27 protein-coding genes are annotated in these 23,783 nt (G+C 68.2%); 22 read left to right on the top strand and 5 right to left on the bottom strand.

All coding sequences use genetic code 11. The features are described from left to right. Genes H587_RS0113365 through H587_RS0113330 form a run of 8 tightly spaced genes read left to right on the top strand, consistent with a single transcriptional unit; the run spans nucleotide 1 to nucleotide 6,529 of the window. Nucleotides 1–963 (top strand): glycosyltransferase family 2 protein, encoded by a 963-nt coding sequence (locus tag H587_RS0113365; RefSeq protein ID WP_027176683.1) that lies wholly within the window; start codon nucleotides 1–3, stop codon nucleotides 961–963. Further along, complete coding sequence (locus H587_RS18700; protein WP_051202835.1) at nucleotides 953–1,630, top strand: cyclase family protein; 678 nt, start codon at nucleotides 953–955, stop codon at nucleotides 1,628–1,630. The genes H587_RS0113365 and H587_RS18700 overlap by 11 nt, the downstream gene beginning before the upstream one ends. Beyond that, nucleotides 1,623–2,312 (top strand): acylneuraminate cytidylyltransferase family protein, encoded by a 690-nt coding sequence (locus H587_RS0113355; RefSeq protein WP_027176682.1) that lies wholly within the window; start codon nucleotides 1,623–1,625, stop codon nucleotides 2,310–2,312. The genes H587_RS18700 and H587_RS0113355 overlap by 8 nt, the downstream gene beginning before the upstream one ends. Then, on the top strand, nucleotides 2,309–3,253 hold the full coding sequence (locus tag H587_RS0113350; protein ID WP_027176681.1) for a phosphoglycerate dehydrogenase: 945 nt from the start codon (nucleotides 2,309–2,311) through the stop codon (nucleotides 3,251–3,253). The genes H587_RS0113355 and H587_RS0113350 overlap by 4 nt, the downstream gene beginning before the upstream one ends. Continuing rightward, nucleotides 3,250–3,999 carry an SDR family NAD(P)-dependent oxidoreductase gene (locus tag H587_RS0113345; protein ID WP_027176680.1) on the top strand — a complete coding sequence of 250 codons (750 nt, stop codon included), beginning with the start codon at nucleotides 3,250–3,252 and terminating at the stop codon, nucleotides 3,997–3,999. Before H587_RS0113350 ends, H587_RS0113345 begins: the two co-directional genes overlap by 4 nt. A gap of 4 nt (nucleotides 4,000–4,003) precedes the next feature. Further along, nucleotides 4,004–5,122 (top strand): glycosyltransferase family 2 protein, encoded by a 1,119-nt coding sequence (locus H587_RS19810; protein ID WP_051202833.1) that lies wholly within the window; start codon nucleotides 4,004–4,006, stop codon nucleotides 5,120–5,122. Between the two features lie 14 nt (nucleotides 5,123–5,136). Beyond that, the gene (locus tag H587_RS0113335; protein WP_027176679.1) at nucleotides 5,137–5,538 is read left to right on the top strand and encodes a cupin domain-containing protein; all 402 of its coding nucleotides are present in this window, start codon (nucleotides 5,137–5,139) and stop codon (nucleotides 5,536–5,538) included. Between the two features lie 4 nt (nucleotides 5,539–5,542). Beyond that, nucleotides 5,543–6,529, top strand: coding sequence for a class I SAM-dependent methyltransferase (locus H587_RS0113330; protein ID WP_027176678.1), 987 nt, complete (start codon nucleotides 5,543–5,545; stop codon nucleotides 6,527–6,529). A gap of 3 nt (nucleotides 6,530–6,532) precedes the next feature. Here the strand turns inward: H587_RS0113330 and fcl are convergent, their stop codons facing one another. The 3 genes from fcl to H587_RS18690 are packed head-to-tail and all read right to left on the bottom strand — an operon-like array spanning nucleotide 6,533 to nucleotide 9,295. Further along, nucleotides 6,533–7,468, bottom strand: a complete 936-nt coding sequence (gene fcl, locus H587_RS0113325) for a GDP-L-fucose synthase (protein WP_027176677.1) — start codon at nucleotides 7,466–7,468, stop codon at nucleotides 6,533–6,535. Continuing rightward, nucleotides 7,452–8,609 carry a GDP-mannose 4,6-dehydratase gene (gene gmd, locus H587_RS0113320; RefSeq protein WP_084630757.1) on the bottom strand — a complete coding sequence of 386 codons (1,158 nt, stop codon included), beginning with the start codon at nucleotides 8,607–8,609 and terminating at the stop codon, nucleotides 7,452–7,454. Before gmd ends, fcl begins: the two co-directional genes overlap by 17 nt. Nucleotides 8,610–8,617: 8 nt before the next feature. Continuing rightward, the gene (locus tag H587_RS18690; protein WP_051202831.1) at nucleotides 8,618–9,295 is read right to left on the bottom strand and encodes a class I SAM-dependent methyltransferase; all 678 of its coding nucleotides are present in this window, start codon (nucleotides 9,293–9,295) and stop codon (nucleotides 8,618–8,620) included. Nucleotides 9,296–9,398: 103 nt separating this feature from the next. On the opposite strand from H587_RS18690, the gene H587_RS0113310 reads away from it, so the two are divergent. The 7 genes from H587_RS0113310 to galE all read left to right on the top strand — a co-directional run bounded on the left by H587_RS0113310 (nucleotide 9,399) and on the right by galE (nucleotide 16,574). Continuing rightward, nucleotides 9,399–10,424, top strand: coding sequence for a radical SAM protein (locus tag H587_RS0113310; RefSeq protein ID WP_027176675.1), 1,026 nt, complete (start codon nucleotides 9,399–9,401; stop codon nucleotides 10,422–10,424). A gap of 85 nt (nucleotides 10,425–10,509) precedes the next feature. After that, nucleotides 10,510–10,863 carry a hypothetical protein gene (locus H587_RS0113305; RefSeq protein WP_027176674.1) on the top strand — a complete coding sequence of 118 codons (354 nt, stop codon included), beginning with the start codon at nucleotides 10,510–10,512 and terminating at the stop codon, nucleotides 10,861–10,863. 3 nt (nucleotides 10,864–10,866) lie between these two features. After that, on the top strand, nucleotides 10,867–12,012 hold the full coding sequence (locus H587_RS0113300; RefSeq protein WP_051202827.1) for an amidohydrolase family protein: 1,146 nt from the start codon (nucleotides 10,867–10,869) through the stop codon (nucleotides 12,010–12,012). 3 nt (nucleotides 12,013–12,015) lie between these two features. Continuing rightward, nucleotides 12,016–12,945, top strand: a complete 930-nt coding sequence (locus H587_RS0113295) for an aspartate carbamoyltransferase catalytic subunit (protein WP_027176672.1) — start codon at nucleotides 12,016–12,018, stop codon at nucleotides 12,943–12,945. A 9-nt stretch (nucleotides 12,946–12,954) separates the two neighbouring features. Then, nucleotides 12,955–14,226, top strand: a complete 1,272-nt coding sequence (locus tag H587_RS0113290; protein WP_027176671.1) for a dihydroorotase — start codon at nucleotides 12,955–12,957, stop codon at nucleotides 14,224–14,226. 54 nt (nucleotides 14,227–14,280) lie between these two features. Further along, nucleotides 14,281–15,612, top strand: a complete 1,332-nt coding sequence (locus tag H587_RS0113285) for an HD domain-containing protein (RefSeq protein WP_027176670.1) — start codon at nucleotides 14,281–14,283, stop codon at nucleotides 15,610–15,612. Continuing rightward, nucleotides 15,612–16,574, top strand: a complete 963-nt coding sequence (galE, locus tag H587_RS0113280) for a UDP-glucose 4-epimerase GalE (protein ID WP_027176669.1) — start codon at nucleotides 15,612–15,614, stop codon at nucleotides 16,572–16,574. The genes H587_RS0113285 and galE overlap by 1 nt, the downstream gene beginning before the upstream one ends. Here the strand turns inward: galE and H587_RS0113275 are convergent. Next, on the bottom strand, nucleotides 16,571–17,557 hold the full coding sequence (locus H587_RS0113275) for a 2-hydroxyacid dehydrogenase (RefSeq protein ID WP_027176668.1): 987 nt from the start codon (nucleotides 17,555–17,557) through the stop codon (nucleotides 16,571–16,573). The two genes, galE and H587_RS0113275, sit on opposite strands and share 4 nt — an antisense overlap. Before the next feature lie 104 nt (nucleotides 17,558–17,661). Between H587_RS0113275 and rlmN the strand changes: the two genes are divergently transcribed. The 5 genes from rlmN (at nucleotide 17,662) to H587_RS0113250 (ending at nucleotide 21,374) form a co-directional block, all read left to right on the top strand. Further along, nucleotides 17,662–18,705 (top strand): dual-specificity RNA methyltransferase RlmN, encoded by a 1,044-nt coding sequence (rlmN, locus tag H587_RS0113270; protein WP_027176667.1) that lies wholly within the window; start codon nucleotides 17,662–17,664, stop codon nucleotides 18,703–18,705. A gap of 83 nt (nucleotides 18,706–18,788) precedes the next feature. Then, a complete protein-coding gene (locus H587_RS0113265; RefSeq protein WP_027176666.1) occupies nucleotides 18,789–19,163 on the top strand; it encodes a Gfo/Idh/MocA family oxidoreductase in 375 nt (124 codons plus the stop codon). A 5-nt stretch (nucleotides 19,164–19,168) separates the two neighbouring features. Continuing rightward, nucleotides 19,169–19,543: a phosphoribosyl-AMP cyclohydrolase gene (gene hisI, locus H587_RS0113260; RefSeq protein WP_027176665.1), complete on the top strand. Its 375-nt coding sequence runs from the start codon at nucleotides 19,169–19,171 to the stop codon at nucleotides 19,541–19,543. Continuing rightward, a complete protein-coding gene (gene hisG / locus H587_RS0113255) occupies nucleotides 19,543–20,424 on the top strand; it encodes an ATP phosphoribosyltransferase (RefSeq protein ID WP_027176664.1) in 882 nt (293 codons plus the stop codon). Before hisI ends, hisG begins: the two co-directional genes overlap by 1 nt. Before the next feature lie 455 nt (nucleotides 20,425–20,879). Continuing rightward, nucleotides 20,880–21,374, top strand: coding sequence for a 3D domain-containing protein (locus tag H587_RS0113250; protein WP_034609428.1), 495 nt, complete (start codon nucleotides 20,880–20,882; stop codon nucleotides 21,372–21,374). A 70-nt stretch (nucleotides 21,375–21,444) separates the two neighbouring features. On the opposite strand, the gene H587_RS0113245 is transcribed toward H587_RS0113250, so the two are convergent. Beyond that, nucleotides 21,445–21,933, bottom strand: a complete 489-nt coding sequence (locus tag H587_RS0113245) for a PocR ligand-binding domain-containing protein (RefSeq protein ID WP_034609426.1) — start codon at nucleotides 21,931–21,933, stop codon at nucleotides 21,445–21,447. Nucleotides 21,934–22,082: 149 nt separating this feature from the next. Here H587_RS0113245 and H587_RS0113240 point away from each other — a divergent pair, with 149 nt between their 5' ends. Both H587_RS0113240 and H587_RS0113235 read left to right on the top strand, forming a co-directional pair. Further along, nucleotides 22,083–22,964 (top strand): YitT family protein, encoded by an 882-nt coding sequence (locus H587_RS0113240; RefSeq protein ID WP_156904561.1) that lies wholly within the window; start codon nucleotides 22,083–22,085, stop codon nucleotides 22,962–22,964. A 10-nt stretch (nucleotides 22,965–22,974) separates the two neighbouring features. After that, a complete protein-coding gene (locus H587_RS0113235) occupies nucleotides 22,975–23,781 on the top strand; it encodes an SAM hydrolase/SAM-dependent halogenase family protein (protein ID WP_027176660.1) in 807 nt (268 codons plus the stop codon). The last annotated feature ends 2 nt before the right edge of the window (nucleotides 23,782–23,783 follow it).

The following is a 23,783-nucleotide window of genomic DNA, read 5'->3' as shown; positions in this document are numbered from 1 at the left end:
GTGAAGTGTTCCGTGGTCATCCGCTGCTACAACGAGGGCCGCCACATCGGCAGGCTCCTTGAGGGCATTCTTCAGCAGGGCCTCAAGGATCTGGAGATCGTGGCCGTGGACTCGGGCTCGACGGACGACACCCTGGCCGTGCTGGCCCGCTACCCGGTGAAGGTGGTGCGCCTGGAGCCGGGAACCTTCACCTTCGGCCGGGCCTGCAACGTGGGCTGCCGCGTCGCCAGGGGCGAATTCGTGGTCTTCGCCAGCGCCCATACCTATCCGGTCTACGGCGACTGGCTGGAACGCCTGCTGGCCCCCTTCGAGGACGAACGGGTGGCCCTGGTCTACGGCAAACAGCGCGGCAACGGCCGGACCAAGTATTCGGAACACCAGGTCTTCGCCAAGTGGTTCGGCGACGAGAGCCAGCCGCGTCAGACGACGCCCTTCTGCAACAACGCCAACGCGGCCGTCCGCCGTTCGGTCTGGGAGTCCCAGCCCTACGACGAGACGCTCACCGGCCTGGAGGACATCGAGTGGGCCCGCCGGGCCCAGAGCGTGGGACATCAGGTGGCCTACGCCGCCGGGGCCGAGGTGATCCACTCCCACGACGAGACCTGGGCCGGAATCCGCAACCGCTACCAGCGCGAGGCCGTGGCCTACAGCCGCATCTTTCCCCAGGAGCGCTTCCGCTTCATCGATTTCCTGCGCCTGTTCCTGGGCAACGCCTTGAACGACTGCTACCACGCCCTGCACGAACGGCGGCTGTTCGGCAACACCTGGGGCGTCTTCGGCTTCCGGCTCATGCAGTTCTGGGGAACCTACCGGGGCTTCTCCCGCCGGGGCGAATTGGACGAGGCCCTCAAACGCCGCTTCTTCTACCCCAACGGTTGGAGTCACCGGCCACGCCCGGAGGAGGCCCGCGCCCGGGAACAGCGCCGGGTGATCTATTCCGACGGTGTTTCCCATGAAATCTGAGGACGCCGGACTCATCGACCTGACCCTGGCCCTGGGGCCGGACCTGCCGGTGTGGCCCGGTACGCCGGGATTTTCCCTGGAGTGGACCAAGCGTCTGGGGCGCGGGGACTCCTCCAACGACTCCCGCCTCAGTCTGGGCTCGCATATGGGCACGCACCTGGACGCGCCCCTGCACGTCCTGCCCGGCGGTCTCTCGGCCGAGGTCGTGGACCTGGACGCCTTCCTGGGACCAGCCCAGGTGGTCCACCTGCCGGGACTGCGCGAGGTGGCGGCCCGCGACCTGGAACCCCTGCTGGCTCCGGGCGTCCGCCGCCTGCTCGTGAAGACCGACAACTCGCGTCTCTGGGACGGCCCGCCGCGTCCCTTCGCCACGGATTTCACGGCCCTGACCCAGGACGCCGCCGAACTCCTGGTGCGCGCGGGGGTCCGACTGGTGGGCGTGGACTATCTTTCGGTGCAGCGTTTCGGCAGCCGTGACGCCACCCATGCCGTCCTGCTGGGCGCGGGCGTGGCGGTCCTGGAGGGCCTGGACCTGCGCCGGGCCGAGCCCGGCATCCACGAACTTCTCTGTCTGCCCATGAAGGTGGCCGGAGCCGAGGCCGTGCCCGTGCGCGCGGTGCTGCGGCCGCTGCCCGGCCCCGCGCCCCGGGAGGAGGCCCATGACTGAACCGCGCCTGGCGGCCCTGGTGCCCATGCGCCACGACAGCGAGCGCGTCGTGGGCAAGAACTGGCGGGCCTTCGCCGGTCGGCCCCTGTACCACCGCATCGTGGAGAGCCTGCTGGCCTGCCCGGCCGTGTCCGAGGTGGTCATCGACACCGACAGCCCGGCCATCCTGGAGGACGCGGCCCGCGCCTTCCCCTCGGTGACGCTGCTGGTCCGTCCGGAGCACCTGCGCGACGGGGCCACGCCCATGAACGACGTGCTCCTGAACACCACGGCCCAGGTTCCGGCGGATTTCTATCTCCAGACCCACAGCACGAATCCGCTCTTGACCCCGGACACCATCGGCCGCGCCGTGGAGGCCTTCCTGGCCGCTTGGCCGGAGCGCGATTCGCTGTTCAGCGTGACCCGGCTCTTCACTCGGCTCTGGGACGGGGCGGGGCGGCCGGTGAACCACGATCCGGCGGTGCTTCTGCGGACCCAGGATCTGCCGCCGATCTATGAAGAGAATTCCAACCTGTACATCTTCTCCGGAGAGGGCCTTCGCCGGCGGCGCAACCGCCTGGGCGAACGGCCCATGCTCTTCGAGATTCCCCGGGAGGAAGCCTGGGACATCGACGAGGAGCTGGACTTCTCCGTGGCCGAGTTCCTCTATCTCAACCGACAGAAAGGAGTGCATACCCCATGAAATGGAAGGTTCTCGTCAGCGCGCCGTACATGCAGCCGGTCATCGACCGCTTCCGCCCCGAACTGGCCTCCCGGGGCGTGGAGGTCGTGGTGCCCCCCGTGCGCGAGCGCATGGAGGAGGACGACCTGCTCCAGTGGATCGGGGACATGGACGGGGTCATCTCCGGCGACGACCGTTTCACCGAGCGGGTGCTCAAGGCCGCGCCCAAGCTCAAGGTCATCTCCAAGTGGGGCACGGGCATCGACTCCATCGATTCCGAGGCCGCCGCGCGCCTGGGCATCGCCGTGCGCCGCACTCCCAACGCCTTCAGCGAGCCCGTGGCCGACACGGTCCTGGGCTACATGCTCTGCTTCGCCCGCAACCTGGTCGCCATGGACCGGGCCATGAAGGGCGGGGAGTGGAAGAAGATTCCCGGCCGGACCCTGGCCGAATGCACCCTCGGGGTCATCGGCGTGGGCGATTGCGGCAAGGCCGTCATCCGCCGGGCCAAGGCCCTGGGCATGACGATCCTCGGCAACGACATCAAGGACGTGGACCCGGCCTTCGTGGCCGCCCACGGTGCGCGCATGGTCTCCAAGGAGGAGCTTCTGGCCGAGGCCGACTTCGTCAGCCTGAACACGGACCTGAACCCCACCAGCCGCCACCTCATGAACGAGGAGCGTTTCGCCTTGATGAAGCCCACGGCCGTGCTCGTCAACGCCTCGCGCGGGCCGGTGGTGGACGAGCGGGCCCTGGTCCGGGCCCTGCAATCCGGGAAGATCGCGGGCGCGGCCATGGACGTCTTCGAGGACGAACCCCTGCCCGCCGACAGCCCGCTCAAGGGCATGGACAACGTTTTTCTGGCCCCGCACAACGCCAACAGCAGCCCCCGGGCCTGGGAGAACATCCACCGCAGCACCATCGAGCACCTCATGGAGGAGCTGGAACGGAGGGGCGCGTGAAGCGCGCGGCCCTGGTCACCGGCGCGGCCCGGGGCATCGGCCTGGCCGTGGCCCGGACGTTCGCCGGGGCCGGTTGGGAGGTCTGGGGCCTGGATCTGCATGAGCCCGGGGACGGTTCTCCGTTCCGGGGCTTCCTGACCGCCGACGTGGCCGAACCGGAGCAGGTGCGCCGGGCCGTGGCGACGCTGGCCGAGGGTTCCGGGCGTCTGGACGTCCTGGTCAACAACGCCGCGCTCCAGGTGGCCCTGCCCCTGCTGGAGACTCCGCCGGAGGTCTGGGACCGCGTCCTGGCCGTGAACCTGCGCGGAGCCCTGCTCTGCGCCCAGGCCGCCTATCCGCTGCTCAAGGCCGCGCGCGGGTCCGTGGTGAACATGTCTTCGGTGCATGCCGCGGCCACCTCGCGCAGCATCGCGGCCTACGCCGTGAGCAAGGGCGGGCTGGCCGCGCTGACCCGGACCATGGCCCTGGAGTTCGCCGCCGACGGGGTTCGGGCCAACGCCGTCCTGCCCGGGGCCGTGGACACGGAGATGCTCCGCGACGGTCTGCGCCGGGGGCACCTGGACGGCGCGGACGAGGAGGCCCTGCTGGCCGACCTGGGCGCACGCCACCCCCTGGGCCGCATCGCCCGTCCCGAGGAGATCGCCCGGGCCGTGCTCTTCCTGGCCGATTCGGAACAGTCCTCCTTCGTCACCGGGCACTGCCTGACCGTGGACGGCGGAGCCCTCTGCCGCCTGAGCACGGAGTAGCGCCGTGGCCGCCCCGGATCGCCCGCTTCCGGCCGCGATGGTCCCGGGCCGCGTCAGCCTCGTGATCCCGGCTTACAACTACGCCGCCTACCTGCCCGGCTGCCTGGACAGCGCCCTGGCCCAGGGACTGGACGACCTGGAGATCGTGCTCGTGGACGATGGCTCCACGGACGAGACTCCGGAAGTCGTCGCGCGCTACGGCGCGACCGTGCGTTCCTTCCGCCAGGCCAACGCCGGGTTGCCCTCGGCCCGCAACGCCGGGCTGGACTTGGCCACGGGCGAGTTTTTGGCTTTCCTGGACGCCGACGACCTGCTGGCTCCCGGAACCCTGGCCTCCCAGCTCCGTTTTCTGGCCCGGCATCCCGAGGCCGACGCCGCCGTCTGTCGCAGCCTGTTCTTTTCCAACCTGGACCAGGGGGGGCGGCCCGTCCCCAACGGAGAATGGCGGCTCTTTCACCGGGATCTGGCGGTGCATCTCTGCCATTTCAACGTGGCCCCGCCGCACGCCTTCCTGGTCCGCCGCGCGGCCTTGGCCGGGTTGCGTTTCGACCCCGGGCTCTCGGCCTGCGAGGACCATGCCTTCTGGCTGGGTCTGGCCGCCTCCGGCCGGGGCGTCGCGGCCAACCCCGAGGCCGTGGTCTTTTACCGCCGTCATGCCGGGAGCATGTCCGCGAACCTGGGACGCCAGCGCCGCCACGACGCGATCATGCACGTGCGCATCGGCGGCTTGCTGCGCGATCGGCCGGACTTCCCGCCGGGCCGCCGCCGGGCCGCCCTGCTGGCCGCCGCCGCAGGGCCCCTGCTGACCGCCGCGCGCCTGGCGGGCGGGAATCCCGGGGAGGCCGCGCGGTTGGCCGCCCTGGCCTGGGAAAGCCTGGGATTGGCCGGAGCCGCCGCTTCCGGACCCCTGGACGAACTGGAGCGTTTTTACCTGACCCGCGTGTGGTATTCCCTGGACACCCTGCTTCGGAGCGGCTGTGCGGGGGTGCCGGAACGCGGAGCCTGGGTCCGGCGGCTGTCCGGACCGTGGCCCGAGTCCGCCGAGTTGGAGGCCTTGTCTTCGGCGGCCCTGGAGCGGGCCGTGGAGGAGCGGGCCCGGCCGCTCTACGGCCAGACGGATTGAACGAGGAGACATTCATGCGCGAGATCGTGGACAGGGGCCTGAGGCTGGCCGTGCATCTGCGGGCCGAGGACATGGCCCCTGGGTTGAGTTTTTTCTCCGACCCCTCGGACTTCGTCCAGGTCGGAACCTGGAACTACGGGGCGGGCAAGGTTCTGGCGGCCCACAATCACAACCACCTCGAACGGGCCGTGACCCGGACCCAGGAGGTTCTGGTGGTGCTCAAGGGACGGGTGCTGGCCCGGTTCCACGGCGAGGACGACGCTCCGGCCGGGGAACTGGAGGTCGGTCCCGGCGAGGTGCTGGTACTCCTGGCGGGGGGGCACGGCTATGAAATCCTGGAGGAGGGCACCGTGGTGGTCGAGGTCAAGAACGGTCCCTATGCCGGTCCCGATGCGGACCGCCGCAGGCTGGGCTGAGGATATGGACGCGCCGGATGCGACGCAGCAGGCCCGGACCCTGTGGGACCACGGGCTGGCCTGCCTGGGGCGGGGGGATTTTTTTGGGGCCCTGGCCTTTCTGGGGGGGCTGGAACGGGAATTTCCCGGGCAGGTCGACGCCTTCCCGGATCTGCCGGAGCGCCTGGCCTTCTGCCGGGAACGCCTGGACCGTCCCGTCCGTCCGCCCGTTCCCGGGCCGTCCGCGTCCGCGCCGGGCCCCTGCCCGGTCTGCGCCGCGCCGCGCCGGGCCTTCGAGCGGGCCTTGGACAAGGACTGGGTGCTGTGCGACGGCTGCGGGCTGCTTCAGTACGAACGCGATCCGGCCTTGGCCGAACGCCTGGACCGGGGCGAGTCGGGAGGGGCGGACCAGCCGCCGGACAGTCTGGTGCATCGCCGCGAGCAGTATTTCTGCGACCTGTTTCTCAACGGGCTGGGCTTTCGCGATGTGCTGCTCTACGGCATCGGCTGGAGTCTGGTCCTCAAGACCCTGCGGGAGCGCGGGGTGGCGGCCGTGGGCTGCGACCTCTGGCGGCCGCTGGTGGAGGCCCGGCGTCGGGAGTTCGGCCCGGAGGCCTTCCATCACCGCGATGAATTGCCCGAAACCCGCTTCGACCTCATCTCCGCCTTCGAGGTCTTCGAGCACTTCCAGAATCCGCTGGAGGACGTGGGCTTCCTGGCCCGGCGTCTCAAGGACGAGGGGCTCGTCTTCGGCTGCACGGACTTCTGGCACGGAGGCAGCCTCCTGGACCACCCCAGCGCGGACCCGACCTACTGGAAGCACGTGACCCACGTGACGGCCTGGACCTGGTCGAGCATGCGCGAGGCGGCCCGGCGGGTCGGCCTGGAGGCCGTCTTCTTCAAGAGCGACACCGACGGCTTCGGGGCCAAGGTCTTCTTCGCCCTCTATCGTGGGGAGCGCACCGCGGCCTTTCTGGCCGGGCTGCCGAAGATCTTCGTCAACGCCTACTGAGGTTCAGCCGCGACGGCGGCCGTCGAGAAAGGCCTCATACAGGGAGCGCAGGCCTTCTTCCAGGCCGATGCGGTGCCGCCAGCCCAGCTCATGCAGCCGGGTCACGTCCAGGAGCTTGCGCGGCGCGCCGTCGGGCTTGGACGAGTCCCAGCGGACGGCTCCCTGGTAGCCCACCACCCGGCGCACGGCCTCGGCGGCCTCGGCGATGGTCAGATCCTCGCCCGTGCCCACGTTCAGGCAGAGATCCCCGCTGTAGCGCTCCATGAGCCGGACGCAGGCGTCGGCCAGGTCGTCCACGTGCAGGAATTCCCGGCGCGGGGAGCCCGTGCCCCAGAGGGTCACCTCGGGCAGCCCGGCCTGCTTGGCCTCGTGGAAGCGGCGCATGAGCGCGGGCAGGACGTGGGAGTTCTCCAGGTCGAAGTTGTCCCAGGGGCCGTAGAGGTTGGTCGGCATGGCGCTGATGAAGTCGTCGCCGTATTGACGGCGGTAGGCCCGGCACATGGTGATGCCCGCGATCTTGGCCACGGCGTAAGGCTCGTTGGTGGGTTCCAACTTGCCGTCCAGGAAGGATTCCTCGCGCATGGGCTGGGGCGCGAACTTGGGGTAGATGCAGGAGCTGCCCAGGAAGAGGAGCTTCTTCACCCCGGTCTCGTGGGCCGCGGCGACGACGTTGGCCGCGATGAGCAGGTTGTCGTGGATGAAGTCGGCCCCGAAGGTGTCGTTGGCCCGGATGCCGCCGACCTTGGCCGCGGCCACGAAGACGTATTCCGGCCGCTCGGCCGCGAAGAAGGCCCGCACGGCGACCTGCTCGCGTAGATCCAGGGCCGCGCGGTCGCGGGTCAGGAGGGTCTGGAATCCCTCGGCCTGGAGCCTCCGCAGGATGGCCGAACCAACCATGCCGGTATGCCCGGCGACGTAGATCCTAGCCTTTGCATCCATTGGTCTGGTACCCGTTCTTGTAGAGTTCGTAGCGGGCCCGTTCCAGGTCGTGGTCCAGCATGATCTCCAGGAGCCGTTCGAAAGTCACCTCGGGCCGCCAGCCGAGCAGCTTCGCGGCCTTGGAGGCGTCGCCCAGAAGCAGATCCACCTCGGTGGGCCGGAAGTAGTTCGGGTCGATCTCCACCACCACCTCGCCGCTCTGGCGGCAGACGCCCTTCTCCTCCACGCCCCGGCCCGTCCAGTCCAGGTCCAGCCCGGCCCGGGCGAAGGCCTTTTCGGCGAATTCGCGCACCGTGTGCGTCTCGCCCGTGGCGATGACGAAGTCGTCGGGGGCGTCCTGCTGGAGCATGAGCCACATGGCCCGCACGAAGTCCGGGGCGTAGCCCCAGTCGCGCTTGGCGTCCAGGTTGCCCAGGTAGAGCTTCTTCTGCAGGCCCAGGGCGATGCGCGAGGCGGCCCGGGTGATCTTGCGGGTCACGAAGGTCTCGCCCCGGCGCGGCGACTCGTGGTTGAAGAGAATGCCGTTGCAGGCGAAGAGATCGTAAGCCTCGCGATAGTTGACCACGATCCAGTAGGCGTAGAGCTTGGCCGCCGCGTAGGGGCTGCGCGGATGGAAGGGCGTGGCCTCGTTCTGGGGGGCCTCGGCGGCCTTGCCGTAGAGTTCGCTGGTGGATGCCTGATAGAAGCGGGTGGTCTTTTCCAGACCAAGGATGCGCATGGCCTCCAGGATGCGCAGCGCGCCCATGGCGTCGGTCATGGCCGTGTAGTCCGGGGTCTCGAAGGAGACCCGCACGTGGCTTTGCGCCGCCAGATTGTAGATCTCGTCCGGAGCCACCTGGGAGAGCACGCGGATCAGGTTGGTGGAGTCGGAGACGTCGCCGTAGTGCAGGAAGAGGCGGACGTTCTCCTCGTGGTGGTCGCGGATGAGATGGTCGATGCGCCGGGTGTTGAAGTCGCTGGCCCGGCGGATGACGCCGTGGACCTCATAGCCCTTTTCCAGCAGGAATTCGGCCAGATAGGATCCGTCCTGGCCGGTGATGCCGGTGATGAGCGCGCGTTTCGCTGTGGCTGCCACGAAGGGCCTCCCTGAGGTTTCGGTGTCGTCGGCCGCCCGGCGCGGGGCGGAATCCGTGATGCCCATGCGGGGGGCTACTCCTTTTTGTCGAAGATCGGGGTCATGACCGCCAGGGCTCCCTCGGGCAGATAGCGCAGGTAGTCCGGCAGCAGAATGCTGTGGAGCACGGTGTAGTTCTGCTTGCCCCACCACTTCTCGACCCAGGGCTTGACCATCTGGAAGAAGACCGTGCCGTAGACTTCCTTGACCAGCCGCCATTCCGGCTCCACGTTGAGGAAGTTGCGCAGAACCTGGCCGGTCCATATCTGGGTGTCGTCGATGATGAGATGGCCTCCGGCCTTCATGCGCTTGCCCAGGTAGTACCAGTCCAGGAAGGGCATCGGAAAGGCGTGCTCGCCGTCGATGAGGGCCAGGTCGAAGCCGCTGACGTCCAGGCCGGGCAGGACGTCCTGGGAGCCGCCCAGGTGGAAGTGCAGTTGGTCCGTGGGCAGGCCCTTGGAGGTCAGGTATTCGGTGATGGTTTCCTGGAGGTAAGGCTCGGGGAAGACCACGTGATGTTCGGCCCCGGTCAGGGCGAAGGCCACTGTGCTGTGCCCGCCGCCGGTCTCGATGGTCTTCGAGCCGGGCCCGGCGTGTTCGGTGATGAAGCGCAGCACGGATTCTCCGGCGCCCCAGCTGGCCTTGCCGCCGTCGCCGTGGCGGTGGAGCTGGGGTTTTTCCTTGAGCAGGGTCTCGAGGCTGTAGCCGCTCATGTCCGATCCTCGGGTTGGAAGTTGTCCGTCAGTCTTGTACTCCATGCCATCTTCATGCCACAAGGGCTCACCCGGCATGGAAATCCGCCGCCGGGGGCGCGCCATGAACGTTCTGACCTTCGCCCACCCTGAACCGCCCAGGGAGAGAATCCCCCTGCGGCCGGTGTTCCTGCCCTTCGCGGGCTGTCCCCACCGCTGTCTGTTCTGCGACCAGAAGAGCCAGACCGGAACCGCGCCCGCGCCTCTGGAGGAGATTCACGCGACCCTGGAGCGCGAGCTGTCCCTGGCGTTGGAGCGCGGCGACGCGCCGTTCGAGATCGGATTCTACGGCGGCACCTTCACGGCCCTGCCCGGGGACTGGCCCGAGCGATTCCTGGATTTGGCGGCCCGTTTCCGCGACGCCGGGCTGGTCCGGCGCGTACGCTGCTCCACCCGGCCGGACGCGCTGGAGCCCGGGCGGCTGGCGCGGCTCGCGACCCGGGGTCTGGAGACCGTGGAACTGGGGATTCAAAGTTTTGACACCGGGGCTTTGGCCGCCTCGGGCCGGGGCTATGACGGCGAGACCGCCCGGGCGGGCTGCCGCGCGGTCCTGCAGGCCGGGCTGAACCTGGGGGTGCAGCTTCTGCCCGGCCTGCAGGGCGACCGCCCCGGTTTGTTCCGGCGGGACGTGGAGACCGCCGCCCGCCTGCGCCCGCGCTTCGCCCGGCTCTATCCCTGTCTGGTTCTGGAGGGCACGGCCCTGGCCGCGCGCTGGCGCGCCGGGGAATACACGCCTTGGAGCCCCGGTCGGACCCGTACTGAACTCTCCCTGGCCCTGCCCCGACTCTGGCGCGCCGGGGTGACGGTCATCCGCATGGGCCTGGCCCCGGAACCCGGGCTCGCGGCCCGCGTCCTGGCCGGTTCGGTCCATCCGGCCCTGGGCCAGCAGGCCCGCTCCCTGGCCCTGCTGGACCTGGTGCGCGGGCAGGTCGCCCGCCTGGGCCGCGCGCCGCGGGTTCTGGCCGTTCCCCAACGGTTCTCCGGCGAGTTCTGGGGGCAGGGCGGCTGCCTGGAGCGGGCCTACGCCCGTCTGGGCCTGCCGCGTGAACGGATCGTCTTCGTCGAGGCGGAGCTTTTTCGTCTGGAGTGAAACCCGCCCCTCGTCCGCCTTTTCAACCGCGTCGAAAAGGGGTAACGTCGGCAAAACACGGCGTGTAGCGCCGGGAGACCTCCGAATGAAGCGATTTTTCAGCCTTGCCGGACTGTTGGTTCTTCTCGTCGCGCTGTCCGCCTGCACCCAGGAAACCCAGAACAAGCTCAGCCGAGGCATCCAGAACTGGACCGGCGTGGACGGCGTGCTGGAGGTCTACGCGGGCAACGCCGTGGCCAAGCGTTTCCTCAAGATCGAGAAGCTCTCCACGGCCGAGGCCACGGGCAAGTCCGTCGACGCCCGCGCTTACCGCTACGGCTACGGCGTGCTGGACGCGAACCTGAACGGCCTGCCCGACCCGGACGAGAAGAAGGTCTATTTCGAGGTGAGCGAGTTCGCCACCTATGTCTTCTACGAGAACCCCAACCCCTCCAAGTAGGTCGTGCGCGAACTGATCCGGGCGGCGCGGGCCGCCACCATGAACGGGCCGGTCATCGAGGACGCGGCCGTGATCCACGACGGCGGGACGATCCTCGCCGTGGGGGCCTTTTTCGAGTTGGGCCGGGACTTCGACGGCCCGGTGCGCGACCTGGGCGGAGCCACCCTGGCCCCGGCCGTGGTCAACGCCCACACCCACCTGGAACTCTGCCACCTCCACGGGCGCACCCGCGAGGGGCACGGCTTCGAGACCTGGGTGGAGCACCTGCTCTCCTTGCCCCTCTACGAACCCGACGACGGCCGCATCAAGGCCGAGCTGGAGGCCCTCAAAGGCCTCGGCGTGGGGCTCGTGGCGGACATCTCCACCCGCAACGCAGCCAGGATGGCCGGGATTCTCGAAGATTCCGGCCTTTTTTTCGTCTCCTTCCATGAGGCCATCGGCGACACGCCCCCCCCGCCCCCGGCCGGCTCCCGGGAACGTGGCCTGGAGTCCCTGGCCGGGCACAGCCTGTACACCACCCAGGACAGCGTCCTGCGCGCGGCCCGCGAAGCCGCCCGGGAGCTGAACCTGCCTTTCTCCCTGCATCTGGCCGAGCACGAGGAGGAGAATGCCGTGGTCCGGGGACTGCCGCATTCCTTCGCGAACCGTCTGCGCGAGCGTGGCCGCCTGCGCGGCTTCACCCCGCCCGGGGTGAGCCCGGTGGCGCACGCCGCGGACCTCGGGCTCCTGGGACCGGACACCCTGGCCGTGCACTGCGCCCACCTGGACGGAGAGGACATCCGCGTCCTGGCCGCGTCCGGGGCCACGGTCTGCCTCTGTCCGCGCTCCAACGCCTACATCGGCTCGGGCCGAGCCCCTTGGGAAGAGTTGTTCCGCGCGGGCGTGCCGCTCTGCTTCGGCACGGACAGTCTGGCCTCCAACCGCGACCTGAATCCCTGGAACGAGGCCCGCTATCTCCTGGCCCGCTTCCGGGAGGAGCTGGGGCTCATGGATCTTCTGGCCATGCTCACGCGCAACCCGGCGCGGGTTCTGGGCATGGAGGGCGTCCTGGGCAGCCTGGAGCCGGGCAAGGCCGCCCGCTTCAGCGTGGTGCCGAGCGACATCGAAACCCTGGCCGGGCCCCTGGTCCGCCGGGAAAAGGGGGTGTAGCCCATGCAGTGGCGGCACAAGGATCTCCTGGACGTGTCCCAGCTCTCGGCCGACGAGGCCCGGCACGTCCTGGACACGGCCCGCTATTTCCGGGAGATAAACTCCCGTCCGGTGAAGAAGGTGCCGACCCTCAAGGGCCGCAGCGTGGTGCTCTTCTTCGCCGAGCCGAGCACGCGCACCAAGACCTCCTTCGACGTGGCCGGAAAACGGCTTTCGGCGGACACCTTCTCCCTGGCCAAGAGCGGCTCCAGCCTGTCCAAGGGCGAGAGCCTTAAGGACACGGCGCTCACGCTTCAGGCCATGAACCCGGACGCCATCGTCCTGCGCCACTCCGTGAGCGGCGCGGCCCAGTTCATGGCTGAGCGCCTGGAATGCAGCGTGATCAACGCCGGCGACGGCCGCCACGCCCATCCCACGCAGGCCCTGCTGGACGCCTTCACCCTCGTCGGGCGCTGGGGCGACCTCAAGGGCCGCACCGTGCTCATCCTGGGCGACGTCGCGCACAGCCGTGTCGCCCGCTCCAACGTCCTGCTGCTCAACCTCCTGGGCGCGCGGGTGCGGCTCTGCGGGCCGCGCACCCTCCTGCCCCCGGGCGTGGACACCTGGGAGGCCGAGGTCTTTTCCGACCTGGGCGAGGCCGTGCGCGGCGCGGACGCGGTCATGTGCCTGCGGCTCCAGCTGGAGCGCATGCAGGCCGGACTGCTGCCGGACCTGCGGGAATATTCCCGCACCTTCGGGCTCTGCGAACGGCACATGGCCCAGGCCGCGCCGGACGCCTTGGTCCTGCACCCCGGGCCCATCAACCGGGGCGTGGAGATCGCCTCGGACCTGGCCGACTCGGGCCGCAGCGTGATCCTCGACCAGGTGGCCTCGGGCGTGGCCGTGCGCATGGCCCTGCTGTTCCTCTATATGACCCGCAAGTCGGCCGAGTAGGAGGCGTTCATGTCAACCGTCAGTCTGGTGGTCCGCAACGCGCTCTGGAAGAAAAAGAAGGTCGATCTTCTGGTGGCCAGGGGCCGCGTGGCCTCGCTCATCCCCTCGGCCCGCAAGACCCGGGTCGAGGCCGCCCAGGAGCTGGACGCCTCGGGCCTGCTGCTTCTGCCGAGCCTCACCGACTGCCACACGCATCTGCGCGAGCCGGGCTTCGAGTACAAGGAGGACATCGCCTCCGGCCTGGACGCCGCGGCCCACGGCGGCTTCGGCAACGTGCTCTGCATGGCCAACACGAATCCGGTGAACGACAACGCCACCGTCACCGAGCGCATGCTCGATCGGGCCCGGGCCGCCTGGCCCCACGGGCCGCGCCTGTACCCCATCGGCGCGCTCTCCCGGGGCCTGAAGGCCGAGGAGCTGGCGCCCATGGCCGAGCTGGCGGACGCCGGCTGCGTGGCCTTCTCCAACGACGGCCTGCCCGTGCCCAGGGCGGAGTTCTTCCGGCGGGCCATGGAATACGCCTGGGACCAGGGCAAGGTGGTCATCGACCACTGCGAGGAGCCGAGCATGGCCCGGGGCGCGGGCATGAACGAGGGCGCTGTTTCCGGCCGCCTCGGCATTCCGGCCCAGCCGGACGTGGCCGAGGCCGCACAGGTGGCCCGCGACATCCTTCTGGCCGACTACCTGAAGATCCCCATCCATCTGGCGCACATCTCCTGCCGCCGTTCGGTGGAGCTCATCGCCTGGGCCAAGGAGCGCGGGGTCCAGGTGACGGCCGAGACCTGCCCGCACTACCTGACCCTGACCGAGGAACGGGTGGAGGGTTACGACTCCGCCGCCAAGGTCAACCCGCCGCTGCGCACCCGCGACGACGTGGAGGCCATGCTCCAGGCCCTGCGCTCGGGCGTCATCGACATCCTGGCCACGGACCACGCACCCCACGCGGCCCACGAGAAGGAAGTGGAGTTCGACCTCGCGCCCTGCGGCATCTCCGGCCTGGACACGGCCCTTTCCGTGACCTGGGGGCTGGTGGAGAAGAAGCTCCTGACTCTCGACGACCTGGTGCGCGCCTGGAGCGAGGCTCCCTGCCGCGTCTTCGGCCTGCCCGTGAATCGCTTTCAGGCCGGTGATCCGGCCGATTTTCTGCTCTTCGATCCCGCCGCCCAGTGGGAGGTCACGCCCGAGACCATGCGTTCCAAGGGCAAGAACACGCCGCTTCTGGGAACCCGGCTGCGGGGGAGGGTGGCGGCGCATTTTCTTGGCGGGAAAAAAGTTGTATGACCCAGACCCAGCCGAACAACCGATGAACGACCCCGCCCGGGGCCGGAGGAAGGAATGATCCAGCCGTTCAAGGACGCCGTCGGATACTGCAAGGCCATCATGCGCAATGGCCATGACGCATACATCATCAACGCCAAGCTCCAGAAGATGGTCCTGGACGCGGACCCCCGTGAGCACGAGATCGACATCTGCACCGAGGCGGCGCTGGACGAACTGCGACGCCTCTTCCCCAAGATCAAGGAGTCCTCGGAGGAGGGCGTCGCGGGCGTGCTCAAGGAGGGCGGGACGTCCTTCCGCTTCTACCACGCCGACGTGAACACCGGAGCCCATCCCGAGGAATGCGTGGCCAAGCTGACTCCGCGCCTGCTCAAGGCCCTGGAGAAGCGCGGCGAGGCCCCGCTGTCCTCGCTCTGTCCCTACATCCCCTCGGCCAAGGACGCCCTGGAGGACTTCGCCGAGTTCGGCGAGGGCGAACTGCGCTTCAAGGGCATCCCGGACGAGACGCTCAAGCGCGACTACCTCCTCTCCGTGCGCGCCCTGCGCCTGGCCGCCAACTACAATCTCAAGATCGAGGCCAACACCTGGATGGCCATCCTGCGCGGCGCGCGCCGGGTGCTGGACTACGTCACGGTCACGGACCTGACCGACGAGTGGCGCAAGGTCGAGCCCGAGAACATGTGGCTCTTCGTGCAGTTGCTCTTCGACAGCCAGATTCTGCACGGGCTCATTCCCGAGCTGGCGGCCCTGTCCCGGGTCAAGCAGATCAAGAACCCGGACGCGGGCGAGGAGGACGTGCTCTCGCACGTCATCGAGGTCATGCGCCGCTATCCCGAGGAGCTGCCCTACGACTGGTACGGCACCGTGGCCTGCATGTTCCACGACGTGGGCAAGCTCTACACCGCCGAATACTACGACGGCCAGTGGTACTTCCTCCAGCACCACCACGTGGGCGCGAACATCACCCGCAAGATCCTCATGCGTCTGCGCTTCCCGGTGGAGGAGATCGACCTCATCTGCGATCTCGTGCGCAACCACATGCGTCCGCACTTCATGCTCACGGACAAGGGCATCCGCCGCTTCAAGGCCTTCGACGAGTATCCCCGGGTCATCGAGATGGTTCGCGCGGACATCAAGGCCCGCAACGGCTCCTATCGTGAATTCAACCACAACTTGAAGATGCTGGAGCGCGCCGACGTGCCCGAGGAGGCCCTGGAGCCGTTCCTCAACGGCAACGACATCATGAAGGCCACCGGCCTGAAACCCGGCCCGGCCGTGGGCGTCATCCGCGAGGCCCTGCTCAAGGCCCAGATCGCGGGCGACGTGACCAACGTGGACGAGGCCAAGCAGTTCGTGAAGGCCTACAAGGAAAGCGAGAAGCTGCACTGATGCCGCGCGCGGTCCTGGTCACCGGCGGAGCCGGGTACATCGGCGGGCACGCCTGCAAGGCCCTGGCCCGCGCCGGATACCTGCCGGTCACCCTGGACGATCTCTCGGCCGGGCACGAGTGGGCCGTGAAGTGGGGGCCGCTCGTGCGCGCCGACGTGGCCGACCGCGCGGCCCTGGACGCCGTGTTCCGGGAGCACCGCCCCGAGGGCGTGCTGCATTTCGCGGCCCGCATCGAGGTGGGCGAGTCCATGCGCGACCCGGGCAAGTATTACGGCAACAACTGCGTGGCCAGCCTGCGCCTGCTGGAGGCCATGCGCGACCACGGCTGCCGCCGCATCGTCTTCTCCAGCACCTGCGCGGTCTACGGCGCGCCGCAACGTCTGCCCCTGACCGAGGACCACCCGCAGTGGCCGGTGAACACCTATGGCTGGAGCAAGTTCACCGTGGAGCGCATGTTGGAGGACTTCCATCGGGCCCACGGCATCGCCAACCTGCGGCTGCGCTACTTCAACGCCGCCGGGGCCGACCCGGACGCCGAACTGGGAGAGGAGCACGATCCCGAGACGCACCTCATCCCCCTGGTCCTGCGCGCGGCGGCCGGGCGGGGGGTCATCAAGGTGTTCGGGCGGGACTACGACACGCCCGACGGCACCTGCCTGCGCGACTACATCCACGTCACGGACCTGGCCCGGGCCCACGTCTCGGCCCTGAATCTTCTGGAGCGGGGCGGCTCACAGGCCCTCAACCTGGGCGTGGGCGAGGGTTTCAGCGTGCGCGAGGTTCTGGACACGGCGGAGCGGGTCACGGGCCGGAGCATCCCCCGGGAGGACGCTCCGCGCCGCGAGGGCGACCCGGCCGCGCTCCTGGCCGAGCCCACGGCCGCCAGACGAGCCCTGGACTGGGAGCCGGAGTACGGCCTGGAGGACATGATCGCCCACGCCTGGGCCTGGATGAACCGCTAGCGCAGTACGTCCGGATTGAGGCAGGTGGGCGGCGTGCCGCCCAGGAGCATGGCCAGGAGATTCCTCGCCGCCAGCAGGGCCATGTCCCGGCGGGCGGCGAAGGTGGCCGAGCCCACGTGCGGCAGCAGGACCACGTTCTTCAGCTCAGCCAGGCCTTGGGCCAGACGCGGCTCGTTCTCGTAGACGTCCAGCCCGGCCCCGGCGATGACCCCCTGGCGCAACGCGGCCGCGAGGTCGTCCTCCTTGACCACCGGACCGCGCGCCGTGTTCACCAGGATGGCCGTGGGTTTCATGAGCCGCAGGGTTTCGGCCCGGAAGAGGTGGCGCGTGGAGGGGGTCAGCGGGGTGTGCACGCTGACGAAGTCCGAGCGGGCCAGCAACTCTTCGAAGGGAACCAGCTCGGCCTTCAGCTCGCGTTCCAGGATTTCGTTCCGCCTGCCCGAGGAACTGGTGTAGAGTACGGGCATGTCGAAGCCCCGGGACATGCGGGCCATGGCCGTGCCGATGCGACCCGCGCCGACGAGGCCGAGCGTCCGGCCGGTGACGTCCGCGCCGAGGAACTGCAACGGGCCCCAGCCGGTCCAGGAGCCGGAGCGCATGACCGCGTCCGTCTCCACCACCCGGCGGGCGGCGGCCAGGAGCAGGGTCCAGGCCAGTTCGGCCGTGGCCGTGGTGAGCACGTCCGGGGTGTTGGACACCGGGATGCCCCGGCGGGTTGCCTCGGCCACGTCGATGTTGTCGAAGCCCACGGCGTAGTTGGCGTAGCCGCGCAGTTTCGGGGCCGCGTCGAGGAAGGCCGCGTCGATGCGCTCGGTGAGCAGGCCGATGACGCCCTCGGCGTCGGCCACGGCGGCCAGCAGCTCGGCCCGGGTGAGCGGTCGATCCTCGGGGTTCACCTCCACGTCGCAGGAGGCGGCCAGGAGGTCCAGGCCCTCCTGGGGGAGGCGGCGGGTGACGTAGACTTTCGGACGGATTTCGGGCATGGGGCAGTCCTCCCGTTCGCAGTCTAGGGCGGACGCGTCCCGGGATCAAGCGGCGGGCTCCCTGTCCCGCCATGCGCCGCGAGGCGTCGAAGAGGCCGTATTTCATGCTGAACCTGCTGGACCTGACCTTCTCCGAACTGGAGTCCTTTTTCGTCGAGGACGTCAAGGAACCGCGATTCCGCGCGGCCCAGGTCTGGCAATGGCTCTGGCAGAAGGACGCCCGCGACTTCGCGGCCATGACCAACCTCTCCAAGATCCTCCGTGACAAGCTGGCGGCCCGGGCGGCGGTGGCCTGGCCCGAGGTGGCCGACGTCCGCGCGAGCAGGGACGGAACGATCAAGTTCCTCCTGCGCCTGGGCGACGGCAAGCTCATCGAGTCCGTGCTCATCCCCAACGACAAGCTGGCCCGCTACACCCAGTGCCTGTCCACCCAGGTGGGCTGCGCCATGGCCTGCACCTTCTGCAACACCGGGCTCATGGGCTTTGAGCGCAACCTGACCCAGGGCGAGATTCTGGGGCAGATACTGGTGGGCCGGGCGCATCTGGCCGCCTCGGGGCTGGCGCCCCTGACCAATCTCGTGTTCATGGGCATGGGCGAGCCGCTGCTCAACCTGGACTGGCTGCTCAAGTCCCTGGCCACCCTGAACAGCGACACGGGCCTGAACATCTCCTGGCGGCGCACCACGGTCTCCAGCGTGGGCCTGCCCAAGGGGTTGGATGTCCTCGGCGCTTCCGGGCTGGCCCTGCCGGCCATCTCCCTGCACGCTCCGACCCAGGAACTGCGCGCCAGGATCATGCCCAAGGCCGCCCAGGTGCCCCTGGACGAACTGCTGGCCGCCCTGGACCGCTACCCCATGAAGCCGCGTGAGCGGATCACCTTCGAATATCTTCTGCTGCGCGGGATCAACGACAGCCCGGCCCACGCCCGGCAGCTGCACAAGCTCCTCTGCAACCGGCGCTGCAAGGTCAACCTCATCGCCTATAACGCCACCGAGGACTCGCCCTATCAAGCGCCGGACCCGGACGCCGTGCTGGCCTTCGAGAAGATCCTCTGGGACAAGGGCATGACCGCCACCATCCGGCGGAGCATGGGCACGGACATCAAGGCCGCCTGCGGCCAGCTGAAGGCCGGAAGCGTTCGCGGCTAGACGTTCCGGCGGCATGGACAACCCGGAACGAAGCGTTTATGGATCAAGGTCCGGTCGCGAGGGGTGCGGCCGGAGGGGGTCGGATGGGACAGTACAACGTGGCCATTGTGGGTCTGGGTCGTGTGGGGACGTTCTTTCTGGAACGGCTGCTCAAACACCGCAAGAACGGCGTGCGCATCGCCGCGGTGGTGGAGATGCGCGACACGCCCGGCAAGGTTCTGGCCCAGGACGAGGGCATTCCGGTGCTCTCCCTGGATGATCTGGCGGACAACAGCGACGACCTGCATCTCGTGTTCGAATTGACCGGAAGCCTGAACGTGCGCGCCCAGCTCAAGAGCGATCTGGCCCTGGCCGGGAACCACCACACCATCGTGGTGCCCGAGGCCGTGGCCCATTTCATGTCCGTGCTCCTGGGCGAGGGCGGCCTTCCCGACGTACACCCCGACAAAGGATTCTGATCCCCATGTTCACTCCCGATTTCGCCAAGATGAACGGCCTGGTGCCGGCCATCGCCCAGGACGCCGCCAGCGGCGAGGTGCTCATGATGGCCTACATGAACGAGGATTCCTGGAGAAAGACCCTGGAGACCGGCGAGGTCCATTACTGGAGCCGCAGCCGCAAGGAACTCTGGCACAAGGGCGGCACCTCGGGGCACGTGCAGAAGGTCCGCTCCATCCGCCTGGACTGCGACAACGACACCATTCTCCTGCTCGTCGAGCAGGTGGGCGGCGCGGCCTGCCATACCGGCTTCCGCAGCTGCTTCTTCCGTGAACTCAAGGACGGCGTCGTCGCCGAATGCTGTCCCAAGGTCTTCGATCCCAAGGAGGTCTACAAATAGTGTCCAGCGAAAACTTGCTCAAGCTCGGCATTCCCAAGGGCTCCCTTCAGGACGCCACCATCAATCTGTTCGAGAAGTCCGGCTGGAAGATCCGCATGCACGCCCGGAACTACTTCCCGGAGATCAATGACCGGGAGATCAAGTGCAGCATGTGCCGGGCCCAGGAAATGTCCGTGTACGTCGAGTCCGGCGTGCTGGACGCGGGCCTCACCGGCAAGGACTGGATCCTGGAGAACAACTCCGACGTGGTCGTGGTCTCGGACCTGGTCTATTCCAAGGTCTCCAGCCGTCCGGCCCGCTGGGTTCTGGCGGTCAACGGCGCCTCGCCCTACAAGCGGCCCGAGGATTTGGCGGGCAAGAAGATCGCCACTGAACTCGTGAATTTCACCAAGGGCTACTTCGAGTCCATCAACGTGCCCGTGGACGTCGCCTTCTCCTGGGGAGCCACCGAGGCCAAGGTGGTCGAGGGGCTGTGCGACGCCATCGTGGAGGTCACCGAGACCGGCACGACCATCCGGGCCAACGGCCTGCGGATCATCGCCGAACTCATGCAGACCAACACCCGGCTCATCGCCAACAAGAAGGCCTGGGACGATCCCTGGAAGCGCCGCAAGATCGAGCATCTCGATCTGCTTCTGCAGGGCGCGTTGCGGGCCGAGAAGCTCGTGGGCCTGAAGATGAACATGCCCAAGGCCAAGATGGCCGAAGCCAAGAGCATCCTGCCCAGCCTGACCTCGCCCACCGTGGCCGAGCTGGCGGACACCGACTGGCTCTCCGTGGAGATCGTGGTGGACGAAGCCGTCGTCCGCGACCTCATCCCCCAGCTCAAGGGCCTGGGCGCCGAGGGCATCATCGAGTACCCCCTGAACAAGGTCATCTAGGGCCCTGCCGCGCGTCGGACTTTTTGCGCAAAAAAGCCCACCCCGATGCATCGGGGTGGGCTTTTTTCTGCACATGCCGCGGCGTGATGCGCGGATTCATGACGTGGGCGGCCCCGTTCGAGAGGGCCGCCGTCGGCTTTCCGCCGCCCGGCTGGAACCGCTGAAATCATGGCCCCGCAATGGCTGCGCGCGGAGACGCCGATCCGGGCCGGCTAGTCGCCCGGCATTCCGCGACTTTTCCGGGAGAAGTCGGATACGCTCTCGTAATCGCCCGGAATCACTACGGCCAGTATGGGTTTACAGGATTTTCAGGCCCTGCTATAAAGGCACTCAAGCACCTGAACCCCGCCCGAACCGGGCACCCATCCCCACACACCGAAATCGGCATTGAACTTGCTCCCTGGTTCAGGACGTATCGGCGCACCGCGCCGCTCACATGCAACAGGAGAATTGTTTTGAACGTACGAGCCATTCTGAATTTCACCCTGCTGCCGTTTCTGGCGATCATGGTCGTCAGCATGGGTTGGACCCTGCATCGGAAGAACGCCGAGATCTCCATGCTCGAGGAGAAATTGGTGGATTATGAATACAAGGGCGAGGCCCGCCAGTTCCTGGCCAATGTGCCGGTGAATCCTGGCTCCGGAACTCGCGAGGTGCAGCAGGTGACCGTAACCGCCTACAACCCCACCCACGATCAGACCGACGGCGATCCGCTCATCGCGGCCAGTATGCGCAAGGTTCGGCCCGGCACCGTGGCCGTGTCCCGGGATCTGTTCGACCAGGGCTGGGTCTTCGGCAAGAAGGTCCGCATCGAGGGATTGGGCATTTTCGAGATCAACGACCTCATGAATCCCCGCCACACCAAGCGGGTGGACGTGTTCATGTGGGACGAGAAGGAGGCGCAGGCCTTCGGCAAGAAGCGCGTCAAGGTGGCCCTGCTGCACATCTAGGGCGTGCGGACCGCATGACCGAAGAGGCGTCCCGCTGGGGGGCGCCTCTTTTTTCCCCGGGAGGTGCGGCCTAGCCCACGGCCAGGACGCGCAGGCGCTCTTCCAGGTATTCCACGATCTCGTCCGCGTCGCCCCAGGTGATGGAGGCCACGCTTTCCGCGCGGTTGCGGATTTCGTCCATGGCCAGGCCCGTGGCCTTGCGGATCATGAACTCATCCACCTCGCCGCCGTCGCAGACCTTGCCGCAGCCGCCAAGGCTGCCCATGAAGAGATCGTCCACGACCACTGGAACGGCGATGCGCAGCATTCCCGCGCCGCATTCCTCGATCACCGGCTTGCCGGTCTCGCGCAGAACCCGGGCGAAGTGTTCGCCCGCCTGGCGGCACACCTCGTCGGCCCCGTCTCCGCCGCGAATGGCGGGACACAGTTCGTTGGCCCAGACCGTGTTGGGGACAACCGGGTGCCCCTGGGCGTCATTGATGGACGGATTCAGCCCGTAGCGGGCGTGGATCTCCCTCCCCACCTCCAGCCATTGGTCCATGCTCATGATCTTCAGCATGGCTCCCCCCTTGATTCCCCTCTGGGCCTTGTCGACGGTCTCTTCTCGGAGTAGAATAGATCCGTTGCCTGGCCGTGAGCGACCCTAACCCGGCCCGAAGCCGGAGGCAAGCCGGTTTCGCCCGCCGGAGCCGACCAATCAAGGAAACCATGCCTCTGCTCCAGACCCTGCACCAGCGCTTCCGCCGCTTCAGCTTCGGCGCGCCCTGGAACCTCTTCCTCATCACCGCCGGATCATTTTTCGTGGCCTTCGCGGTGAAGTCGCTGGCCGCGCCCTTCGGCCTGCTCACCGGCGGCATGTCCGGCCTCGGGCTCCTCTGCTTCTATCTGTTTCCCAAGTTCTCGGCGGGCATTTGGTACTTCCTGCTCAACGTGCCCGTCTTCGTCCTGGGCTGGGTCTCGGTGAGCCGCCGCTTCATCCTTTACAGCCTCTACGGCATGGCCGCCGTGACCGTGTTCATCGAGGCCATCGACTACGTGGCCCCCATCCGGGACATCTGGCTGGCGGTCATCGCCTGCGGCGCCTGCATGGGCCTGGGCATCGGCATGGCCATGCGTTCCCTGGGCTCCACCGGCGGCGTGGACATCCTGGCCGTGATGTGCAAGGAGCGCTACAACATCTCCATCGGCACCTTCGACTTCTGGTTCAACATCGCCGTGTTCGCGGCCGGGTTCTCCTTCCTCGACCTGCACGTGATGCTCTATTCCCTGGCCATGACCCTGATCATCTCCATGGTCACGGACTACTGTCTGCGCGTCTTCGCCAACCGGGTCATGGTCTTGATCATCTCGGAAAAGCCCCGGGAGGTGCTCGACGTGGTTTTGGGCCAGCTGGACCGAGGGGCCACCGTGCTTTCCGGCCGGGGCGGCTACACCGGGCAGGGCAAGGAAGTGGTCCTGACCATGATCAACGGCATTCAGCTCAAGCGGCTGGAGGAACTGGTCTACTCCATCGACCCCAGGGCCTTCACCATCATGGGCTCGGGGTTCCACGTGCTCGGCGAGGGCTTCTCGCCGCGCAAGGTCTACTGAGGAGGACGTCATGGACTCCAGGCAAGCCCGTGCGGTCAGACCCGTGGCGCTGCTGACGGACTTCGGACTTTCCGATCCCTACGTGGGCCAGATGCGCGGCGTGCTGGCCCGGCTGGCCCCGGCCGCCCAGGTGCTCGATCTGACGCATGGGGTGGCCCCCTTCAATCTGCCGCAGGCGGCCTATTTTCTCGCCGCCAGCGCGCCGCACTTCCCGGAGGACACGGTCTTCGTGGCCGTGGTGGACCCCGGCGTGGGCACGGATCGGCGCATCGTGGCCCTGGAGCGGCGCGGGCAAATATTCCTGGCTCCGGACAACGGCCTGCTCGGGCTGATCCTCACCGGTCCGGAACCGGTGCGGGCCTTCGACCTGACTCCGGACGCCCTGGCCCTGGGCCGTTCCTCGGCCACCTTCCAGGGGCGTGATCTCATGGCGCCGTTGGCCGCCCGCTTGGCCCTGGGCGAGACCCCCGCCGTTCTGGGCCTGGCCATGGACCCCTCCGGCCTGGAGCGCGGCTCCTGGAGTTCCCCGGCTCCCGGTCAGAACCGGGTCATGGCCCATGTCCTGCACGTGGACCGCTTCGGCAACTGCGCCCTGAATCTGCGCGAGAACGCCGCAGTCCCGGCCCAGGGGTTGCGGCTCCTCCTGCCCGCCCCCAAGCCCTTGCGCCGGGTGCGGACCTACGCCGACCTGGATCAGGGCGAGATCGGCCTGCTCTCCGGCAGCCAGGGTTTCCTGGAATTGGCCTTGTATATGGGCTCGGCCGCGCGCTCCCTGGGCATCAACCCGGGCGCGGAACTGACCCTGGCCTGGGACTGACC

The sequence above is a fragment of the Desulfovibrio aminophilus DSM 12254 genome (assembly GCF_000422565.1).
In the GTDB taxonomy this organism is placed as follows: domain Bacteria; phylum Desulfobacterota; class Desulfovibrionia; order Desulfovibrionales; family Desulfovibrionaceae; genus Aminidesulfovibrio; species Aminidesulfovibrio aminophilus.
This window is presented reverse-complemented; position numbering and strand designations above follow the sequence as displayed.

What these genes read in the sequence shown, in the direction of transcription:
- galE (WP_027176669.1), top strand. Translation starts at nt 15,612, where the DNA reads ATGCCGCGCGCGGTCCTGGTCACCGGCGGAGCCGGGTACATCGGCGGG.
- H587_RS0113310 (WP_027176675.1), top strand. Translation starts at nt 9,399, where the DNA reads ATGAACGTTCTGACCTTCGCCCACCCTGAACCGCCCAGGGAGAGAATC.
- fcl (WP_027176677.1), bottom strand. Translation starts at nt 7,468, where the DNA reads ATGGATGCAAAGGCTAGGATCTACGTCGCCGGGCATACCGGCATGGTT.
- rlmN (WP_027176667.1), top strand. Translation starts at nt 17,662, where the DNA reads ATGCTGAACCTGCTGGACCTGACCTTCTCCGAACTGGAGTCCTTTTTC.
- H587_RS0113355 (WP_027176682.1), top strand. Translation starts at nt 1,623, where the DNA reads ATGACTGAACCGCGCCTGGCGGCCCTGGTGCCCATGCGCCACGACAGC.
- H587_RS0113240 (WP_156904561.1), top strand. Translation starts at nt 22,083, where the DNA reads ATGCCTCTGCTCCAGACCCTGCACCAGCGCTTCCGCCGCTTCAGCTTC.
- H587_RS0113265 (WP_027176666.1), top strand. Translation starts at nt 18,789, where the DNA reads ATGGGACAGTACAACGTGGCCATTGTGGGTCTGGGTCGTGTGGGGACG.
- H587_RS0113285 (WP_027176670.1), top strand. Translation starts at nt 14,281, where the DNA reads ATGATCCAGCCGTTCAAGGACGCCGTCGGATACTGCAAGGCCATCATG.
- H587_RS18690 (WP_051202831.1), bottom strand. Translation starts at nt 9,295, where the DNA reads ATGAGCGGCTACAGCCTCGAGACCCTGCTCAAGGAAAAACCCCAGCTC.
- H587_RS0113330 (WP_027176678.1), top strand. Translation starts at nt 5,543, where the DNA reads ATGGACGCGCCGGATGCGACGCAGCAGGCCCGGACCCTGTGGGACCAC.
- H587_RS0113335 (WP_027176679.1), top strand. Translation starts at nt 5,137, where the DNA reads ATGCGCGAGATCGTGGACAGGGGCCTGAGGCTGGCCGTGCATCTGCGG.
- H587_RS0113350 (WP_027176681.1), top strand. Translation starts at nt 2,309, where the DNA reads ATGAAATGGAAGGTTCTCGTCAGCGCGCCGTACATGCAGCCGGTCATC.
- H587_RS0113245 (WP_034609426.1), bottom strand. Translation starts at nt 21,933, where the DNA reads ATGCTGAAGATCATGAGCATGGACCAATGGCTGGAGGTGGGGAGGGAG.
- H587_RS0113290 (WP_027176671.1), top strand. Translation starts at nt 12,955, where the DNA reads ATGTCAACCGTCAGTCTGGTGGTCCGCAACGCGCTCTGGAAGAAAAAG.
- H587_RS18700 (WP_051202835.1), top strand. Translation starts at nt 953, where the DNA reads ATGAAATCTGAGGACGCCGGACTCATCGACCTGACCCTGGCCCTGGGG.
- H587_RS0113305 (WP_027176674.1), top strand. Translation starts at nt 10,510, where the DNA reads ATGAAGCGATTTTTCAGCCTTGCCGGACTGTTGGTTCTTCTCGTCGCG.
- gmd (WP_084630757.1), bottom strand. Translation starts at nt 8,609, where the DNA reads ATGGGCATCACGGATTCCGCCCCGCGCCGGGCGGCCGACGACACCGAA.
- hisI (WP_027176665.1), top strand. Translation starts at nt 19,169, where the DNA reads ATGTTCACTCCCGATTTCGCCAAGATGAACGGCCTGGTGCCGGCCATC.
- H587_RS0113275 (WP_027176668.1), bottom strand. Translation starts at nt 17,557, where the DNA reads ATGCCCGAAATCCGTCCGAAAGTCTACGTCACCCGCCGCCTCCCCCAG.
- H587_RS0113295 (WP_027176672.1), top strand. Translation starts at nt 12,016, where the DNA reads ATGCAGTGGCGGCACAAGGATCTCCTGGACGTGTCCCAGCTCTCGGCC.
- H587_RS0113235 (WP_027176660.1), top strand. Translation starts at nt 22,975, where the DNA reads ATGGACTCCAGGCAAGCCCGTGCGGTCAGACCCGTGGCGCTGCTGACG.